At 38.4% G+C, this 19,850-nt stretch carries 16 protein-coding genes; 1 reads left to right on the top strand and 15 read right to left on the bottom strand.

Annotated elements, in window-relative coordinates:
• Window positions 1-116: 116 nt before the first annotated feature.
• From J2X07_RS13450 to J2X07_RS13505, 12 genes are all read right to left on the bottom strand, one after another.
• Window positions 117-1,160, bottom strand: a complete 1,044-nt coding sequence (locus J2X07_RS13450; protein ID WP_310259529.1) for a glyceraldehyde-3-phosphate dehydrogenase — start codon at window positions 1,158-1,160, stop codon at window positions 117-119.
• A gap of 164 nt (window positions 1,161-1,324) precedes the next feature.
• Window positions 1,325-1,909 carry a dephospho-CoA kinase gene (coaE, locus tag J2X07_RS13455; RefSeq protein ID WP_310259533.1) on the bottom strand — a complete coding sequence of 195 codons (585 nt, stop codon included), beginning with the start codon at window positions 1,907-1,909 and terminating at the stop codon, window positions 1,325-1,327.
• Window positions 1,910-1,927: 18 nt separating this feature from the next.
• Entirely contained in the window at window positions 1,928-2,560 is a 633-nt protein-coding gene (ytaF, locus tag J2X07_RS13460) for a sporulation membrane protein YtaF (protein WP_310259536.1), read from the bottom strand.
• Between the two features lie 59 nt (window positions 2,561-2,619).
• Window positions 2,620-3,441, bottom strand: coding sequence for a DNA-formamidopyrimidine glycosylase (gene mutM / locus J2X07_RS13465; protein WP_310259539.1), 822 nt, complete (start codon window positions 3,439-3,441; stop codon window positions 2,620-2,622).
• Between the two features lie 56 nt (window positions 3,442-3,497).
• Window positions 3,498-6,140, bottom strand: a complete 2,643-nt coding sequence (gene polA, locus J2X07_RS13470) for a DNA polymerase I (RefSeq protein WP_310259542.1) — start codon at window positions 6,138-6,140, stop codon at window positions 3,498-3,500.
• Between the two features lie 1,375 nt (window positions 6,141-7,515).
• Entirely contained in the window at window positions 7,516-9,261 is a 1,746-nt protein-coding gene (gene pnpS, locus J2X07_RS13475) for a two-component system histidine kinase PnpS (RefSeq protein ID WP_310259545.1), read from the bottom strand.
• Window positions 9,261-9,971: a response regulator transcription factor gene (locus tag J2X07_RS13480; protein ID WP_310259547.1), complete on the bottom strand. Its 711-nt coding sequence runs from the start codon at window positions 9,969-9,971 to the stop codon at window positions 9,261-9,263. The genes pnpS and J2X07_RS13480 overlap by 1 nt, the downstream gene beginning before the upstream one ends.
• 306 nt (window positions 9,972-10,277) lie before the next feature.
• A complete protein-coding gene (locus tag J2X07_RS13485; protein ID WP_310259549.1) occupies window positions 10,278-10,754 on the bottom strand; it encodes a MaoC family dehydratase in 477 nt (158 codons plus the stop codon).
• Window positions 10,755-10,830: 76 nt separating this feature from the next.
• Entirely contained in the window at window positions 10,831-11,769 is a 939-nt protein-coding gene (mdh, locus tag J2X07_RS13490) for a malate dehydrogenase (protein ID WP_310259552.1), read from the bottom strand.
• 83 nt (window positions 11,770-11,852) lie between these two features.
• Window positions 11,853-13,121 (bottom strand): NADP-dependent isocitrate dehydrogenase, encoded by a 1,269-nt coding sequence (gene icd, locus J2X07_RS13495; RefSeq protein ID WP_310259555.1) that lies wholly within the window; start codon window positions 13,119-13,121, stop codon window positions 11,853-11,855.
• Between the two features lie 115 nt (window positions 13,122-13,236).
• Window positions 13,237-14,352 carry a citrate synthase gene (gene citZ, locus J2X07_RS13500; RefSeq protein ID WP_310259557.1) on the bottom strand — a complete coding sequence of 372 codons (1,116 nt, stop codon included), beginning with the start codon at window positions 14,350-14,352 and terminating at the stop codon, window positions 13,237-13,239.
• Between the two features lie 252 nt (window positions 14,353-14,604).
• Window positions 14,605-15,063: a DUF441 domain-containing protein gene (locus J2X07_RS13505; protein ID WP_310259560.1), complete on the bottom strand. Its 459-nt coding sequence runs from the start codon at window positions 15,061-15,063 to the stop codon at window positions 14,605-14,607.
• Window positions 15,064-15,105: 42 nt separating this feature from the next.
• Between J2X07_RS13505 and ytvI the strand changes: the two genes are divergently transcribed.
• Complete coding sequence (ytvI, locus tag J2X07_RS13510; protein ID WP_310259563.1) at window positions 15,106-16,221, top strand: sporulation integral membrane protein YtvI; 1,116 nt, start codon at window positions 15,106-15,108, stop codon at window positions 16,219-16,221.
• 326 nt (window positions 16,222-16,547) lie between these two features.
• Here the strand turns inward: ytvI and J2X07_RS13515 are convergent, their stop codons facing one another.
• The 3 genes from J2X07_RS13515 to pfkA form a co-directional block, all read right to left on the bottom strand.
• Complete coding sequence (locus J2X07_RS13515; RefSeq protein WP_310259566.1) at window positions 16,548-16,943, bottom strand: FxsA family protein; 396 nt, start codon at window positions 16,941-16,943, stop codon at window positions 16,548-16,550.
• A 93-nt stretch (window positions 16,944-17,036) separates the two neighbouring features.
• Window positions 17,037-18,791, bottom strand: a complete 1,755-nt coding sequence (gene pyk / locus J2X07_RS13520; protein ID WP_310259836.1) for a pyruvate kinase — start codon at window positions 18,789-18,791, stop codon at window positions 17,037-17,039.
• Between the two features lie 91 nt (window positions 18,792-18,882).
• The gene (pfkA, locus tag J2X07_RS13525; protein WP_310259569.1) at window positions 18,883-19,842 is read right to left on the bottom strand and encodes a 6-phosphofructokinase; all 960 of its coding nucleotides are present in this window, start codon (window positions 19,840-19,842) and stop codon (window positions 18,883-18,885) included.
• Between the last annotated feature and the right edge of the window lie 8 nt (window positions 19,843-19,850).

Below are 19,850 nucleotides of genomic sequence, written 5' to 3' on the forward strand. Positions count from 1 at the left end.
AATAACTATGGGCAAAATTTTTAAATTCATTTTTTTAGCATGCTAAAAAAGAACGGCTAATAAGAAAAAGCCGGTAAATTTCCCCGGCTAATGTCTTATTTTAATATCATTTTTATTTAGGAAACAGATACGTTCTTCTCTACGGAGACTGAACTCTCAAGCGCGATTGCTACATGTTTTGCAAGATCCACAACCCGGCAGGAATAGCCCCATTCATTATCATACCAAGCAAGCACTTTTACTTTATTCCCATCCATCACCATTGTAGAAAGTCCATCAACAATGGATGAGTTTTCATTTCCATTATAGTCAATTGAAACTAATGGGAGGTCACTGTAGCCTAAAACACCTCTCATAGAACCTTCTGATGCGGATTTCATCGCATGATTCACTTGATCTCTTGAAACCGGAGTTTTTAATTCAACAACAACATCCACTAAAGATACATTCGGTGTAGGTACTCTTAGTGCCATACCATTTAATTTTCCTTCAAGATGAGGAAGTACTTTTGCGATTGCCTTCGCTGCACCTGTAGATGTAGGAATAATGGATTGTCCGCAAGCACGTGCACGGCGAAGATCTTTGTGCGGATTGTCTATATTCTTCTGGTCGTTTGTATAGGCATGAACCGTTGTCATCATTCCAGAATGCACGCCAAACTGATCATCGAGTACTTTAATTACCGGTGCTAAGCAGTTTGTCGTACATGATGCATTCGAAATGATATGATGCTCAGCCGGAATGTAATCGCTGTCATTTACACCCATAACAATTGTAATATCCTCGTTTTTACCTGGAGCAGTGATGATTACCTTTTTTGCTCCTGCTTCAATGTGCAGTCCCGCCGTTTCCTGGGAAACGAATTTTCCGGTTGCCTCAATAACAATATCAATTTCTAAAGCAGCCCAAGGCAGTTCACGCGGATCACGAGAATTAACTAAAATGATTTTTTTTCCGTTTATAAAAAGGGCATCCTCTGCAGCTACTACGTCTCCAGGAAAAGTGCCATGAATAGAATCATATTTAATCATGTGAGCAAGAGTTTCTGATGGGTAGCTGGCATTAACAGCTACAACCTCAAATTCATCATTCTCCATCATTTTGCGGAAGACCATTCTTCCTATTCTCCCCAAGCCATTAATTGCAATTTTTGCTTTCATGTAGCTGCTCCTTCCAATGTGTTATACTTTATATCGTCTCTTTCTGTAAATAGTATATCATAATGCCCCCTTAAAAGAACATACTTTTATTAAAAATAGGCAAAAAAGAGGCTTGTCTACTTTTTAAACAAAAAACAGGTCCTGCTATACACAGAACCTGCAACCTAAAGTCTTTTTATTTGATTGATAAGTTTTTCTTCTAATTCAATTTTCGTACCATTATTCGAAATAACAACATCCGCTAACGCCTTTTTATCATCAATCGGCATTTGTGAATGTATCCTGGACAATGCTTGTTCTTCCGTATATCCATTCCGTTCCATGAGCCTTTTAAGCTGGATTTCCGGTGAAGCATAAATCAACCATGTTTCCTCTACCATATGAGTAAGCTTACTTTCAAACAAAAGTGGAATATCCATGATCACTATCTTACTGCCCGTATTCAGATGATGTTCTGCCTGATTTTTCATTTCTTCTCGAACTGCTGGGTGAACAATTTCGTTTAATCTTAGTCTCTTTTCAGCATTGTTAAAGATAATTTCACCTAATTTTGTTCGGTTTAAAGTGTTATCCTCTTGTAATATTTTTTCTCCAAAAAAAGCCACTATTTTTTGATAAGCTTCTTTTCCAGGCATGACAACTTCTCTTGCAATAAGATCAGCATCTATGATTGGAATCCCTTGTTCGCTCAAAATGTGGCTAGCTGTACTTTTTCCAGTAGCAATACCGCCAGTTAATCCGATAATCAATGAATGATTTACCTCCTGTTAGATTTTTAATAAGCCCATCACAATCAATAATATCCCAGGCAGAATAGTTATACGTTTTACCCATGAGCCTTTATGGTAGAAAAATAAACCTAAAGCCATGCCTCCCCATAAAAATAAAGCACTCATAATCGCGATTGTTATTGCAGTCAATGAAGGCGATAAATCAATAAGCGCTGCACCAATTCCAGCTCCAAAAGCATCAAGTGATAAAGCGATGCCAAGCAGGACCGCTTCCCAGCCCGTGATCGATCCTGATTTATCGATATCTGCAATGACCGGCTTCTTTAAAATGTGAATGACAATCCCCAACGATTTAATTTCTAATTTAACAAGATCTTTCGGCTCGTTTTCAATCGTTTCTTTTTCTGGTAAGAGAACCTGACATAAAGAGTAAATTCCTATACCTAAAAGAATAACTCCCCCCAGCACTTCACCTGTCTTTTGCGATACAAAATGTTCTAATACTGAACCGAGCAGCATTGAGAACAAAAAAGTGATTGCTGAACAAATTCCAATTATAGAGATCGAACGAAAAGGAATTTTAATGGATTTTAATCCATACGTTAATCCGGCTCCAAAACTGTCCAGGCTGACGGCTAGTGCCAGTAGTACAAAAGAATAAGCCACCATGTTCCTGTACTCCTTTCAGTTAACGGTAAAGTAGTATATGAAAGGAGTGTTAAATTGGTTTATGATTGGCAGTGATTACATATGTGAGTTCCTCTTCCCGCTACAACGATCCGTTCAATCTCATGTCCGCAAACTCTGCATGCTTCATTTTTTCTGCCGTACACAAATAATTTCAGCTGAAAGCCTCCGGATTGTCCCATAGAATTTGTATATGACCGAATGGTACTTCCGCCGTGTTTTACTGATTCTGATAAAATATCTGTGATCGCTATTTTTAATTTTTTCAAACGATGCAATGAGAGCTCATTTGCAGGTGTCTCTGGATGAATTTTCGCTTGAAAAAGTACCTCATCGACATAAATATTTCCTAAACCTGCAATCATTGTTTGATCTAAAAGGACTGCTTTAATATTTCGTTTCGTTTTTGCAAATATTCTTTTCAAAAGACCGGCAGTTAAAGAATCGGACAAAGGCTCGACTCCCAGTGTATTCAAGGGCAGATGGCTTTCTTCTGTTCCTTTAGGATAGACATGCATCGTTCCGAACTTACGTACATCACGATACCGAAGTTCTGTTCCATCAGTAAAACGGAAGATGACATGCGTATGTTTATCAGCTGAGTCATCAGAAGGATATAAACCATACTTTCCTTCCATTCGTAAATGGGAAACTAAAGAATCCTCTTCAAGGTGGAAAATTAAAAATTTACCTCTCCGATAAACGTGTTGGAACGTTTGTCCCTGAAGTCTTAAGATGAACTCTTCAAGTTGAGGATGTTTAATGATATTTTCCCAATAAACTTTAACCTCTTCAATCACTTTTCCCGGAAGAAATTGATTTAACGTATTTTTGACATTTTCTACTTCAGGTAATTCAGGCACATGATCACATCCTTTCGATAAAACAGCACCACCAATAACGGTGATGCTGTTAGCGATTATTTTGCTTCAAACCAGGAATTTCCCCAGCTGACATCTACTTTCAATGGAACGTCTAGCTTCACTGTGTTCTCCATAACATCACAAACAATTCTTTCGAGTTTTTCAATTTCGTGTTCAGGAACTTCAAAAATTAGTTCATCATGTACGGATAATAACATTTTGGCTTCAAATCCTTCATCTGCTAACCGCTTATCCATATCAACCATTGCTTTTTTGATAATATCAGCAGCCGTTCCCTGAATTGGAGTATTCATTGCTGTTCTTTCTGCAAAGCTTCTTAGATTAAAGTTTCTGCTGTTGATCTCCGGCAAATATCTTCGTCTGTGCAGCAAAGTAGAAACGTATCCCTTTTGTTTCGCTTCTGCCACACTATCACTCATATAATTTTGTACACCTGGAAAGCTGTCTAAGTATGTCTTAATAAATTCCCCAGCTTCTTTTCTAGTAATACCAAGACTTTGAGAAAGTCCGTAATCACTAATTCCGTAAACAATACCGAAATTAACGGCTTTAGCATGTCTTCTCATCTCGGAAGTCACTTCATCCTCGTTAACATGAAAAACATCCATCGCGGTTTTTGTATGAACATCCATTTCCTTTTGGAAAGCTTCTATTAAGTTTTCATCTTGCGAAATGTGAGCAAGTACTCTCAATTCGATTTGCGAATAATCAGCAGCTAATATCTTCCAATCCGGATTAGAAGCAACAAAAGCATGTCTGATTTTTCTGCCTGCCTCAAGGCGAATTGGTATGTTTTGCAAATTAGGATCGATCGAACTTAAACGGCCTGTTTGAGCAAGTACTTGGTTGAATCGAGTATGAATTTTCCCAGTATCTTCATGTACAACTTTTAACAAGCCTTCAATATAAGTAGATCTCAGTTTACCTAGCTGGCGATACGTTAAAATTTTGCTGATGATTTCATGCTTACCTTCTAATTTTTCTAATACATCAACAGAGGTTGAATAGCCTGTTTTTGTTTTTTTAACAGCCGGTAAATTTAATTTTTCAAATAAAATTTCACCAAGTTGTTTTGGCGAATTAATATTAAATGTTACGCCTGCGAGTTCATGAATATCTTTTTCAAGAACCGAAAGCTGTCCTTCTAACTCAGCACCCATTTTCTTTAAAGTTTCAGCCTTTACACGAACACCGGTTTCTTCCATTTTAGAAAGTACGATAGAAAGAGGAAGTTCTAACTGATAAAAAAGATGACTCTGCTCGTTTTCCTCTAACTTTTCAGAAAGCATTGCTTTTAAATGATAAATAGCGTTCGCTTTCCTGCTTAAATGCTCAGCTAAAATATCTTTTTCAGCTATTTTCTTTTTAGCACCTTTACCATATATACTTTCATCGGCATCTACATTTTGCTGGCCAAACTGTTTTGCTACTGACGCTACATCGTCCGTAGATTCAGCTGGATTAAGTAGATAGGAAGCAAGCTGAATATCAAAATCTATGCCATTTAGCGCAATCCCTTTGCCATGAAGAGCAACATGCGCTCGTTTTGCGTCAAATAAGTATTTCTTTTCTTCTTCGTTTTCAAGCCATTTTTTAAATACATCTGATTTTTCAGCATCATCAGCGGAAATAAAATATGTACCGCTTTCGTTGCTTAATCCTATGCCATGTATAGGTGCTCCATGATAATCTTCAGCAAGCGTTTCAACTACAAGTGCTGAAGGATTTAAAAGCATGTCTGATTCAATTGATGTTACCGTTTGAAAACGGAGCTCCTCTTTCTCTGTTTCAGGAAGGATTTCTTCATCACCGCCTAAACGGTCAAGCAATGATTGAAAACCAAGTTCTTTAAAAAGAGGAAAGACAGAAGATGTGCTATATCCCTCGTATGTTGTATCATGAATGCCTAATTCAATAGGAGCTTCAGTTGTGATGGTAGCCAGTTCTTTACTCATTAGAGCCTGTTCCTTGTTTTCGGTAAGACGTTCTTTTAACTTGGCTCCTGATATCTCATCTATGGAATCGAGCACTTTTTCCACCGATCCATATTGTTTGATTAATTTAATGGCTGTCTTTTCACCGACACCTGGTACACCTGGAATGTTATCAGAAGGGTCTCCCATCAACCCTTTCATATCGATGATTTGCAGAGGTGTAATTCCGTAACGCTCATTTACTTGTTCGACGGTATATGCTTCGACTTCAGTAATCCCTTTTCGCGTAAGAACTACTTGAATATCCGGTGTTACAAGCTGGAGTAAATCTTTATCTCCCGTAAATACTTTGACATCCCACTCCCCTTCAACAGCTTGGGAAGCAAGCGTACCGATAATATCATCTGCTTCATAATTTTCAAGTTCATATCTCTTAATTTGGAATGCATCTAAAAGCTGTCTAATAAACGGGAATTGTTCTGACAGCTCTGGTGGTGTTTTTTGACGTCCACCTTTATATTCTCCAAAAGTTTTGTGGCGGAACGTTGTTTTACCCGCATCAAACGCTACGAGAATATGTGTTGGTTTTTCATCTTCTAATATTTTCAAAAGCATTTGTGTAAATCCGTAAACGGCATTTGTGTATACGCCTTTATCGTTATTTAACAGCGGTAATGCAAAAAAAGCTCTGTATGCAATACTGTTTCCATCAATTAATACTAGTTTTTTCGTTTTATCTCCCAAGTCCGTTACCTCCCAAGGGTATTCTCTGTTTCTATTGTATCATGACCACTTGCAGATACAAAAAAGTAGGCTGTTTTTGTGATCTTAGCTGCTATTGAATGGGTTAATTACCGCTCTTTGGACTCGCTTTCTGCAGGGTGTGCGGTGAGCCCATTTGTTGCATTGCGACTTTAAATGGTCTCACCTGTCTAGCTGCAGCGGCTAGCCTTTCGAGGTCAAAAGTTTAATTGTCACGAAGGCAAAAAGCGGCTTCTTAGTCCATTTCTCTTTAGCTTATCGGGGCTGTCCCGTAGGAGTATCACACCTTCACTTCAATCAACTTTAAAATGAAGGACTTCAAAAAACCTCTCTGTAGTGACAATCTTTTAGAAAAGCTTTTTCAGCAAACTTTGTTGGTCTTGTAAGTGGTTGACCTCCGCTACAGGTTGCTCGCTTTCCGCGGGGCACGCGGTGAGCCACATTCGTACGTTTCACTTATAAGTGTCTCACCTGCCCACCTGCCCACCTGTCCCGCAGGAGTCTCGCACCTTGCACTCCAATCAACTTGTCACTGAAGAAAATAAACATTACAAGCTAAAAGCAACAATTTTTTAGTAAAGAGACTTAATAAACGAAGCTGTTGATTTCCTCTAAAATTTTCAAAGAAGGTACTTTACAAATCTTTTAGAAAGGCTGTTTTCGTATACTTTGTTGCTTTTGGAAGCAGTTGATTTTCGTTTCAGGTTGCTCGCTTTCCGCGGAGCAGGCGGTGAGCCACATTCGTACGTTTCACTTTTAAGTGTCTCACCTCCACCTTCAATCAACTACACAATGAAGAACTTAAAAAACTCTCTGTAGCAACATATTTTAGAAAAGAGCCAACCAAAAAGAAAGAGATTTGAGGCTTATAATCCAACCATTTGCAGATTTAGAAGCAATAAGGTCGAGGAAGTGAATTTTTAGATGCGCGGAGTAACGAGCATTGATTGCACGAAGACAGCCAGTTGCGACGAGTAACCGCAGAAGCAGAGTAAACCTAAATGAGCACTGAGAAAATGAAGCTGACGATGAGATTCACCGCTTATCAAGCCAACCATTTGCTAATTTAGAAGCAAGAAGGTGGAGGAAGTGAATTTTTAGATGCGCGGAGTTACGAGCATTGATTGCACGAAGACAGCGAGTTGCGACGAGTAACCGCAGGAGCAGAGTACGCATAAATGAGCACCGAGAAAATGAAGCTGACGATGAGATTCACCGCTTATCAATCAGCAAAAAATAAAAAAAGGCGAGAGTCATAGGAACGACTCTCGCGTAAGGGGGTACTGAAAAAGGATAATTTAATCATAGATCAACACTGTTAATGAATGAAAACAAAGGTGTAAAGGAATTGTAAATCTTACGTTCCTTTTATTTCTTTAGGGAACAAGATCGTAAATTCGGATCCTTCACCTAGTTTGCTTCTCACGTTTATTGAACCATGGTGTGCTTCTACAAGATGTTTAACAATTGCTAGTCCAAGACCAGTACCGCCTGAGTTCCTGCTCCGAGCCTTATCAACTCTATAAAACCGCTCAAATATTCTTGGTATCTCACTTTCTTTTATCCCAATTCCGGTATCTTTCACAGAGAATTTGATTTGGCCTTCAAGTTCTTCTACTTTGACTTTGACTGTGCCATCAACTGGTGTATAGGTAAGACTGTTTGAAACGAGATTAATAATTATTTGTTTGAGTCGAAGTGAATCTCCGTCCATCATAGGGTCTCCAGAGACAGAGACAGATAGTTTAATGTTCTTCTTTTCAGCTTTAGGATGCAGAATTTCAATTGTTTCGTTTACTAACGCGTGCAAGTTTACTTTTTGAACATCTAGATTAAACCCTTGCTCACTTTTAGAGAGATCGAGCAAATCTTGAATTAATGCTTGCAGTCGATCACTTTCATTTAAAATGATGGTCAGAAACTTATTTCGGAATTCTTCATTTTCACCTGCTCCATCTAATAAAGTTTCTGCAAAACCTTTTAAAGAGGTAACAGGGGTCTTCAATTCATGGGAGACATTTGCAACAAAATCTTTTCGGACTTGCTCAAGTTTCTTCAATTCCGTAATATCATGAAATACGAGTACAATCCCACGCAGCTTTCCTTTTATATCAAGAACAGGAGCACTGTAGACATCAAAATGCTTACGTTCAATATGAATGGGTAGTACTACATTTTTTCTTACATTTTTTTCTGTTAAATATGTTTCTTGAACAATCTCTTTAATCGGAGAATGCGGAAACACTTCATAAAATAAATGTCCTGTCCAAAATTCCGTGTGCTCTTCAAAAATTTCTTTAAAGGCTTTATTAACGAGATTGATATAGCCATTCGAATCAATCAAGATCAATCCGCTTCCCATGTTTTCAATCAATGTTGTCAATCGGTCATGCTGCGATTCTTGAGATTTCGTCATTTTTTCAAGATTTCTTGCTAACACATTAAGTGAATAGTTAAGTTCGCCTATATCTTCTCCGGAATATTCAAATGTTCTTGCCTTGTAATTTCCTTTTGTTAGTTCTTTTGCCGTTTTTGTTGCCTCTTCAACAGGCCGTACAATTTTACGGATGACCCGAATAGAAACATATAAAATAATAACAAAACAAATGAAAAAACCAACCGACATCATCACCCAGATCGATCTTTCCTGTGATTCGGCAAACCCTTCTGGTACAACTAACTGAATGAATCCTGGAGCATCCGTTTTGTCCCTTTTTAATGCATAGTAGGTTTTTCCGTTTTCATTCATCATAACTAGTTCTTCTCGTGAGGGAGCATTGCGTTTTCCATTTAAAAAATAGGATAACATGTTTTTCGAATTTTGGTGGTCTGAAGAATATATGACTTTCCAATCAGAATTTAATACAAAAATATCACCGTTTAAATCCTTCGATACATATTTTAAAAGCTGGTTTATATGAGATGGCTCTTTATCGTTTTGTATGACTTGTTCAATTAACCGCATCTCTTTCACATAAAACTCTAATCTTTTATCTTTAACAGAGTGATGAACAATGTTTCCCATAATAAGTGCCAATAGAACAAATACGAGCAAAATCCCGAGCAGGAAAAATGTAAGTACCCGGTTTTTAAATTCCGTCATTAGATTTGAGGCTCCTCTAATTTGTAGCCTAACCCTCTAATCGTTTTGATATAAATTGGTTTACGTGTATTTATTTCGATTTTGTCGCGCAGATGGCTAATATGAACATCAACAATTCTTGTGTCACCAACAAAATCATAGTTCCATACGGCCGATAGCAGCTGCTCTCTAGAGAGAACACGCCCTTTATTCCTGGCAAGATATACTAGCAATTCGAATTCCTTTGGTGTTAACTCTAGTGCTTTTCCTTTAAAATAGGCTTCATAATTTTCAGGATAAATATCCACTTCTCCTATTTTAAGATGTTCTGAATGATTCTTGTTTTCTTCCGTTTCATTGCTTATGACCGTCCTGCGGAGAATGGCTTTCACTCTAGCAACTACTTCTCTTGGACTGAAAGGCTTTGTCATATAATCATCAGCACCTAATTCCAATCCAAGCACTTTATCAAATTCATCATCTTTAGCCGTCAGCATGAGAATAGGAAAGTTTAATTTTCTTAAGCGGAGTTCTTTGCATACTTCCAACCCATCCATCTCAGGAAGCATCAAATCAAGAATAATGAGGTCTGGGTTTTCGTTTTCAGCTTTTTCTAATCCACTTTTTCCATCCATTGCCGTTATTACCTGAAATCCTGCTTGCTCCAGGTTAAATTGCAACAATGTTGATATTGAGAGTTCATCTTCTACAACGAGTAACTTTTGGCTCAATGCTATTCCCACCCTTATTAACGACTTGTACAAAATTATCATACTATTTTTTTATTAGTGTGTACAAAAATCGAGAATATTTCACACTTGCTTAATATTACTTTTACATAGCCTTTACAATAATCCTCCTTTTTTTAAGGCTTTTTTCGTATTCATTGTAGATTTTGAACGCAGTTGATTTCCGTTCCAGGCTGCCCGCTTTCCTCAGGGCAGGAGTCTCACACCCTTTTCCCTCAAGTCTTTAGGATAAAAAACAAAAAGATCCTTAAAACACAAATTCGCGTCTTAAGGATCGGATCTATCTCTTTAAAAATTTTCCATTGTTTGAGAAGTAATTGGTTTTGGCGGATATGGCGGACAAACTTGTAATTGAGCTTGAAGAACTGTTGCTCCATCTTCATTTATTGCGTTTGCTTTCATATCCACTACATGTTTTTCACGGTCTACCTTCGTCACTTCAAAGTAGAACGTTAGTTTTGAATAATGATAAACAGGCTTTATAAATTGAAAGTGCGACTGTGTAATCGAACTTCCCGGACCAGGCAAATACTTCGATACAGCTGATGTAATCATTCCCATCAGCATAATTTGAGGTGCAACCGGTTTTTTAAACGGAGTCAGTGTTGCATAATCATGTTGTATATAAAGAGGATTATTATCATTTGTCAGCCCTAAATATAATAATAAGTCTTTATCTTCTATCGTTTCTTGAAGCTCCAATTTTTCTCCAGCTTGAATCTCATTAATTTTTCTACCAAGCTTTCTCTTTTTGCCAATCAGCATTTTAATCCCCCTCTTTATGATAACGCTTACATTTTAAATAGGAGAAAAGATTCGGGGATGAACCCCCGAATCTTCCTTATGCCAATACCTTCATTACAGCTTTTACTGATTCAGCAGATTGGTCAAGAGCAGACTTCTCTTCGCCAGTCAGCTCTAATTCGATAATCTCCTCTAGTCCGTTCCCCCCGATGATTGTCGGAACTCCCAGACAGATTCCATCATACCCATACTCACCTTCAAGGAAGGCAATGGACGGTAGAACTCTGCGTTGATCTTTTACGATCGCCTCAACCATTTCAACAAGTGAAGCAGCAGGTGCATAATATGCCGAACCATTTCCTAGCAGGTTAACGATCTCACCGCCGCCTTTACGTGTACGTTCCACGATAGCATCTAGACGATCTTTTGAGATAAGTTTCTCTAGAGGAATTCCTCCAGCGTAGGAATAACGAACAAGTGGTACCATATCATCACCATGTCCACCAAGAACGAATCCTGTTACGTCTTTAACTGAAAGGTTCAATTCCATAGCAACAAAAGTGCGGAAACGAGCAGTATCAAGGATTCCTGATTGACCGATTACACGCTGTTTAGGGAAACCAGACTCCTTCAGCACTGTGTAAGTCATTGCATCAACCGGATTTGTCAGTACGATAATAGTACACTCAGGAGAATACTTTACAATCTCCTTCGTTACACTTTTCATGATCCCAGCGTTTGTATTAACGAGGTCATCACGGCTCATACCTGGTTTGCGTGCAATACCAGCGGTAATTACAACAACATCAGAGTCGGCTGTATCTTCATAGTTGCTTGTTCCAGTGATCTTAGCATCAAAGCCTTGAACAGGACTAGCTTCCATCATATCTAGCGCTTTACCTTTTGTAGGATTTTCCATTTGAGGAATATCAACTAATACAACATCCCCAATTTCTTTTTGTCCTAAAATAAAAGCAGTAGTTGCTCCGGTAAATCCTCCACCAATTACTGAAACCTTTTTACGCTTGTTTGCCATGTTTTCCCCTCCAGGAACAATATAGGAACGTTATCAAATATTAACTTTAGTTAAGCCCCTGAAGTAAGGGGCTTAATTATTAATTACATATTTTTAATAAGTTCGTCTGCAAACTCAGAACATTTTACTTCAGTTGCACCATCCATCAAACGTGCAAAGTCGTAAGTTACCACTTTACTTGCAATAGTGTTTTCCATTGATGTAAGTACAAGTTTAGCTGCTTCACCCCAGCCCAAGTGTTCAAGCATTAATACACCTGAAAGAATAACAGATGAAGGGTTTACTTTATCAAGACCTGCATATTTTGGTGCAGTACCATGTGTCGCTTCGAAAATGGCATGTCCTGTTTCGTAGTTGATGTTTGCTCCAGGAGCAATTCCGATTCCGCCTACTTGTGCAGCAAGTGCATCAGAAATGTAGTCACCATTAAGGTTCATTGTAGCTACTACATCAAATTCAGCTGGACGAGTAAGAATTTGCTGAAGGAAGATATCAGCGATTGAATCTTTAACGATAATCTTGCCAGCAGCTTCAGCATCAGCTTGCGCTTTGTTTGCTGCGTCTTTACCGCTTTCTTCAACGATACGGTCATATTGAGCCCAAGTGAATACTTTATCTCCGAATTCAGCTTCTGCTAACTCATAACCCCAGTTTTTGAAAGCTCCTTCAGTGTATTTCATGATGTTTCCTTTATGAACGAGTGTTACACTCTTGCGTCCTTCAGTGATTGCATATTGGATCGCAGCACGCACTAAACGCTTCGTACCTTCAGATGAAACAGGCTTGATACCGATTCCAGAAGTTTCAGGGAAACGAATTTTTTTAACTCCCATTTCGTCTTGAAGGAATTGGATTAATTTTTTCACTTCGTCAGAACCACTTGCATATTCAATACCTGCATAGATATCTTCAGTATTTTCACGGAAAATAACCATGTTCGTATCTTCAGGGCGTTTTACTGGAGATGGAACACCTTTAAAATACTGAACAGGACGAAGACAAGTAAACAAATCCAATTCTTGTCTAAGTGCAACGTTTAAAGAACGAATTCCTCCGCCAACTGGAGTTGTTAATGGTCCTTTAATCGCGATAATATACTCGCGGATCACATCTAAAGTTTCTGCAGGAAGCCACTCACCAGTTTGGTTGAATGCTTTTTCTCCGGCAAGAACTTCTTTCCAAACGATTTTCTTTTCACCGTTATATGCTTTTTCAACAGCTGCTTCTAATACACGTGAAGCTGCAGCCCAAATATCTGGTCCAGTTCCGTCACCTTCAATAAAAGGGATAATTGCTTCATTTGGTACCTTCAACACTCCGTTGTCAACTGTAATACGCTCTCCGTTAGACATAATCAATTCCTCCTATTTCTACAAATACAATTACTATACTAGTCTACTAAAAAACATAGTGAAAAGAGAAGAAGAAACCCTTCTCTTTTTTGAAGTCGTACTTATTAGCTTTAATTTATCTTTGATCTAAAGGAACATACATTTGTTTATCAGGCCCGATATAATCAGCACGCGGGCGGATTAGGCGATTATCTTCATATTGTTCTAAAATATGTGCGTTCCAGCCGGAAATACGGCTTACTGCAAAGATAGGAGTAAACAAATCATGGTCAATTCCTAAACTGTGATAAACACTGGCAGAGTAAAAATCTACGTTCGGAAGCAGACCTTTTTTCTGCTTAAGCGTTTCTTCAATTTTCACACTCATTGTGTACCATTTTTCTTCGCCAGTAATCGTAGTAAGCTGCTTGGACATTTCGCGCAGGTGCTTTGCACGAGGATCGCCATTTTTATAAACACGGTGTCCGAAGCCCATAATTTTTTGTTTGTTTTCAATTGCTTTATCTAAGTATGAATCGACATTATTTTCTTCGCCGATCTCAGAAAGCATTTTCATAACTTGTTCGTTTGCACCGCCGTGCAGTGGTCCTTTTAGTGCTCCGATGGCAGCTGTTACACCTGAATAAATGTCAGAAAGTGTAGCTACACAAACCCGTGCAGTAAAGGTAGAAGCATTTAACTCATGGTCAGCATGTAATACTAATGCTTTGTTAATTGCAGTTTCAGAAATCTCATCAGGCTCATTGCCTGTTAACATATATAAGAAATTACCTGCAAAACTAAGTTCTTTTTTAGGAGATACAGGATCCTTGCCTTCTCTGATGCGTGAGAAAGCTGTTACGATTGATGCGATTTGTGCCTGAAGACGAATTGCTTTTTTGTAATTGCCTTCTGTAGACATATCCTCTGCATCTTTATCGTACATCGCCAACATAGAAATTAAGGTACGTAAAACTGTCATTGGATGAGCATTTTTCAAAGGAAGCGATTTCATTTGTTCTAGCAATTCAGCTGGAAGTTCACTCGCTTCTGAAAGTTCTGCCTTAAACTGTTCTAACTCAGATTGGTTAGGAAGTTTTTTATTCCATAACAAGTATACAACTTCTTCAAAAGTTGCATGTTCAGCCAAGTCATCAATGCTATATCCTCTATAGGTTAATACATCGTCAATGATAGAACTGACAGAAGAAGTTGTTGCAACAATTCCCTCTAATCCTCTTGTAGCTGTCATGGCTATCTCTCCTTTTTTTCTGTTTTTCTCTCTTCTCCTTTAATTGTTTCACTTTTTAAAAAATAGAAAGAGCTTACATTTTTCATTCTTTAAAAAGCCGGATTTAATCGTTGGGTCTCCGACTTCTAAATGTTTAGTAACACGTTAGAAAAATGAAAGACTATTTAAAGGAAATGGGACATACATATCAATTATAAACAATAATCTGATTTTTGTGAACGGATATGCTATAATTCATACGTTTTGATTGTACTACGTTGTAAAGAAATCCACAATTCTCATCGCTAAATAAGCGATGCCAGCACCAATTAACGGGCCAACCGCCACCCCTTTAAAAAGGGCTACTGCAAGAATCGTGCCAAATACTAAAGCTGCCGTTATATGCGGGTCGTCTTGCAAAAGGTGGAGACCTTTACTTGCAATCACAGCAACAAATATTCCCGAAAGCAAAGCAATCCATGCATAATACGATTTTAAGGATTCCTGAAGCTGCTTAAATCCAATATCGCCTGTAGCTATAGGGATCAGAACAGCTATCGTAATAACGGTAACCCCCCAGTTAATTCCTTTTTGCTGAATAAAAGAAAACCATTTTCCGCCTAATCCTGTTAATTTCAATAGAATTAAAAAACCTGCTGCTATCATAAGTGATTGATTTTTTGCAATCACTCCAATTAACAGAAGACCAACTAAAAAAATAATAGATTCCATGCTCGTGTCCTTTCTATTTTCATTTTGAAAGCAGGTGATGAAATGCTTCCAGAAATTACACATCGGATACTTCGTTTAACCAGTATATTTTTGATTATTATCGGATTTATCGTTATAGGATATTACATTTCCGGGATTCTTTATCCTTTTATAGCAGGTGCAATTATTGCTCTTATTATTAATCCGATCGTGAGTTTTTTAGTAAAAAGATTCAAGATCAACCGGGCACTTGCCGTTATTATATCCTTATTAGCTCTGCTTGGCTTCGTTGTATTACTTATTATTTTGCTTATCCAGGAAATGATGACCGGATTTGCGTATATTGCTCATGAAATACCGGGATATATCGAAGAACTGGTTTATTATTTTGAAAACTATTTTAAAACAAACGTACTTCCGCTATATCATGACTTATTATCGATCTATAGTAAATTAGGTTCTAACCAGCAGGAAACAGTCATGGACAATATTGAAAAAGTGGGTACTAATATCACAACAAATGCTACAGACATAACGCAAGGTGTAATAAACGGCGTTTCTCTTATGATCGTAAGCCTACCTACCATATTAACCGTTTTTACTTTCTCTCTTTTGGCAGCATTTTTTATAAGTAAGGATTGGTACCGTTTAACAGGGTATGTAACAAGCGTTTTTCCTGACAAGCTAACCCATACTGTAGAAGCCGTTTATATAGAACTTCGGAAAGCTTTAATTGGTTTTTTAAAAGCCCAGCTCACATTAATATCAATTACAGCTTTTATTGTTCTAACAGGACTGCTTATTTTGCGTATTGATTATGCGGTAACGATCTCCATTTTAATAGGGGCAATCGACCTTCTTCCGTATCTAGGAACAGGGGCTGTTTTCCTCCCGTGGATCGCCTACTGCTTTTTAACGGGCAACTTCCCATTAACCATTGGTCTTTCGATTTTATATGGAATTGTCGTCATTCAAAGACAAGTGATGGAACCAAAATTATTGTCCTCTACGATTGGTTTAGACCCTCTTGCTACTCTTATATCTTTATTTGCTGGTTTTCAGTTATTCGGATTTATTGGATTAATAATAGGTCCAGTTTTTCTCGTTATACTTCGTGCTTTATACGAAGCAAAGTTTTTTCAAGAAATTTATCAGTTTATCATGAGACCCATCAAATAAAGGCTGTTTTCGTAAACTTTGTTGCTTTTGAAAGTAGTTGATTTCCGTTCCAGGTTGCTCGCTTTCCGCGGGGCAGGCGGTGAGCCACATTCGTACGTTTCTCTTTTAAGTGTCTCACCTGCCCGCCTGTCCCGCAGGAGTCTCACACCCTTCACTCCAATCAACTGTCAAAGAAGAAAATAAAAAAGGATTAAAAAGCAACATTCTTTTAGAAAAGATAAGAGCGTATATAAAAGAGTTAACATTAAAAAGCAATCTCTTTGAAAACAGCCAATAAAAAAAGAACGCCTGCTTACTTGATAAAAGCGGGCGTTCTTCCTTGTTGATCAGCGTCTTCTAATGAAATAAAATTGACCGTTTTTAACTTTATTAAATAAAAAGGCTTTTATCCATAACTTTGGCACTTTTCTAAACGGCGGGAAAAGTAATGAAAACCCCATAATATCCGTTAAAAAACCAGGTGCTAAAAGAAGTGCTCCACCAATTAAAATACAGGCACCATCCAAAACGGCGTCGGCAGGCATCTGTCCGTTTTGAATTTGGGACTGAACTTTTTTAATCGTTTCAAGTCCTTCTCGTTTTGCAAGGTATGCCCCGATTATTCCCGTTAAAAAAATAATCAAAATCGTTACCGGAAATCCGATATACTTTCCAGCGGCAATAAACAAGCCGACTTCAATAGCAGGGACTAGGATAAAGAGGAACAATAATTTTCGGAACATTTCATTCACCGCTTTCTAATTACTTATACGTATCCAGTTTTACGTATAAGAAAAGAGAAGGTTTCGTGCCTTCTCTTTCATTTTATTATTAGATTAGATAACGTTCTTTCTTCCATCATAAATGTAACCGACAGAAGCATCAATTGTAATTTCTTGTCCATCTTTAAAGATCTCAGTAGCATTTTGAAGACCGACAATTACCGGTATGCTTAATGAAACACCGCAAACTGCTGCATGGCTCGTTAATCCGCCTTCTTCAGTGATGACTGCTGCTGCTTTTTCAAATGCTGAAATCATATCGCGATCCGTTCCTACTGTTACGAGGATTGCACCTTCAGTCATTTTCTCCATTGCTTCTTGCGCATTTTTAGCTACAACTACTTTTCCTGATGCAGAAGATTGACCGATTCCTTGTGCTTTCGCTAAAACATCTCCAATAATATGGACCTTCATTAGATTTGTTGAACCAGATTCGCCTACTGGTACACCTGCAGTGATGACAACTAAATTGCCATGCTGTACGGCATCTGCTTTTATAGCTGAATCGATCGCTACTTGGAACATTTCATCTGTTGTATTCGCTTTGTGCCCTTTAACAGGAGTTACTCCCCAAACAAGTGCAAGCTTTCGGCAAACATCCTCATTGCTTGTTACTGCAATAATAGGTGCCTTAGGACGATACTTTGAAATCATTCGTGCTGTCTGGCCTTTTTCAGTTGCTGTAATAACTGCATCAGCATCTAAGTTCAGAGCGGTAAAGGAAACAGATTGCGAAATGGCATCTGTAATCGTTGTTTTACTTTCTTTGCTTCGGGATGACAATAGATTCTTAAAGTTTAAAGAACTCTCTGCACGGCTGGCAATTTTATGCATCGTTTGAACAGCTTCAACAGGGTATGTCCCTGCAGCGGTTTCCCCAGATAACATAATAGCATCTGTACCATCAAAAATAGCGTTAGCTACGTCACTTGCTTCAGCACGTGTCGGACGAGGGTTGCGCTGCATTGAATCAAGCATTTGAGTTGCCGTGATTACAGGTTTTCCTAATTCGTTGCACTTCTTAATCAGCATTTTTTGTACAAGAGGTACTTCTTCTGCTGGTATTTCTACACCTAAATCTCCACGAGCTACCATCAATCCGTCAGAAACGGCAAGAATCTCGTCAATGTTATCTACACCTTCTTGGTTCTCGATCTTAGGGATAATCTGAATATGGTTCGCTTGATTTCTATCTAAAATTTCACGAATCTCTAATACGTCAGTTGCACGGCGAACAAAAGAAGCCGCGATAAAATCAACGTCTTGTTTAATACCAAATTCGATATCCATTGCATCCTTTTCTGTAATACCAGGAAGCTTCACACTAACATTTGGTACGTTTACACCTTTTTTATTTTTCAAAGTTCCAGAGTTAAGAATTTTTGCAGTTAGCTCTTTTGCTTTGATTTCCGTTACTTCAAGTTCAATCAAGCCATCATCAAGCAAAATACGAGAACCAACATGAACATCATCTACAAGTCCAGGGTAAGTTACAGAAATTTTCTTTTCGTTCCCGACAACTTCTTCCATAGAAACGACAATTTCATTGCCTGCTGTCAGTTCTGCTACTCCGCCTTCAAGTGTTTGTGTGCGGATTTCCGGACCTTTCGTATCCAATAGAATCGCTACAGTCTTCCCTAATTCAGCTGAAGCTTCACGGATATTTTTGATTCGTTGTCCGTGTTCTTCAAAGTCTCCATGTGAAAAATTAAGTCGTGCTACGTTCATTCCAGCGTCCATCAACGCTTTCAGTTTTTCAATACTTTCGCTTGCAGGACCTATCGTACAAACAATCTTTGTTTTGCGCATCATAAAAATGGCCTCCTGATTTTCTTTTTTCGCAAGAAGGCATCGTACAGACTTCTGTCAGCAGAAGCCATACGATGCAATATCGGAATTTTTATATAGACAACTCTTGAGATAACCGGTACATATCTTTATCTATTGTGTGCTTTCGTGATAAAACTTCTGTAATGTCATAATCGACAAGTGTATTGTTTTCAATCCCTACTGTTCGACCGCCTTTTCCTTCTAAAAGGATTTCTACAGCTCTAGCACCAAGGCGGCTCGCTAACACCCGGTCAAAACCTGATGGAGATCCGCCGCGCTGAATATGGCCAAGAACAGTAACTCTCGTTTCAAAACCGGTAAGAGTTTCAATCTGGTTTGCAACATCAACACCGCTTCCGCAGCCTTCAGCAACGATAATAATACTATGTTTTTTACCGCGATCGTGACCTCTTTGTAGCTTCTGCACGATTTGCTCTACTTTATGTTCTTCTTCTGGAATAATAATAGATTCAGCACCATCTGCAAGGCCGGCCCATAAAGCCAAATCTCCTGCGTCACGTCCCATCACTTCAATGATATACGTACGTTCATGTGATGTAGCAGTATCTCTTATTTTATCAATTGCATCAATAACTGTATTCAAAGCCGTATCGAATCCGATTGTGAAATCAGTTCCAGGAATATCATTATCAATTGTACCCGGAACACCAATCGTAGGAAATCCTTGTTCAGTTAATTTCTTTGCACCTTGGAAAGATCCGTCGCCACCGATAACGACTAAGCCTTCTATTCCAAATTTCTTTAACTGTTCGATCCCCTTTTGCTGTCCTTCTAGTGTTTTAAATTCTAAACAGCGGGCAGAATGAAGCATGGTACCGCCACGGTGGATGATATCCCCAACAGATCCAAGCTCTAGTTTTTTAATGTTCCCTGAAATTAATCCTGCATAACCATTGTATATCCCAAAAACTTCCAAATCATGAAATATCCCTTTACGAACAACTGCACGAATGGCAGCATTCATACCGGGAGCATCGCCTCCGCTGGTTAAAACCCCTATCCGTTTCATGAAACTTT

It is taken from the genome of Fictibacillus barbaricus (assembly GCF_031457135.1).
GTDB classification, from domain to species: domain Bacteria; phylum Bacillota; class Bacilli; order Bacillales; family Fictibacillaceae; genus Fictibacillus; species Fictibacillus barbaricus_A.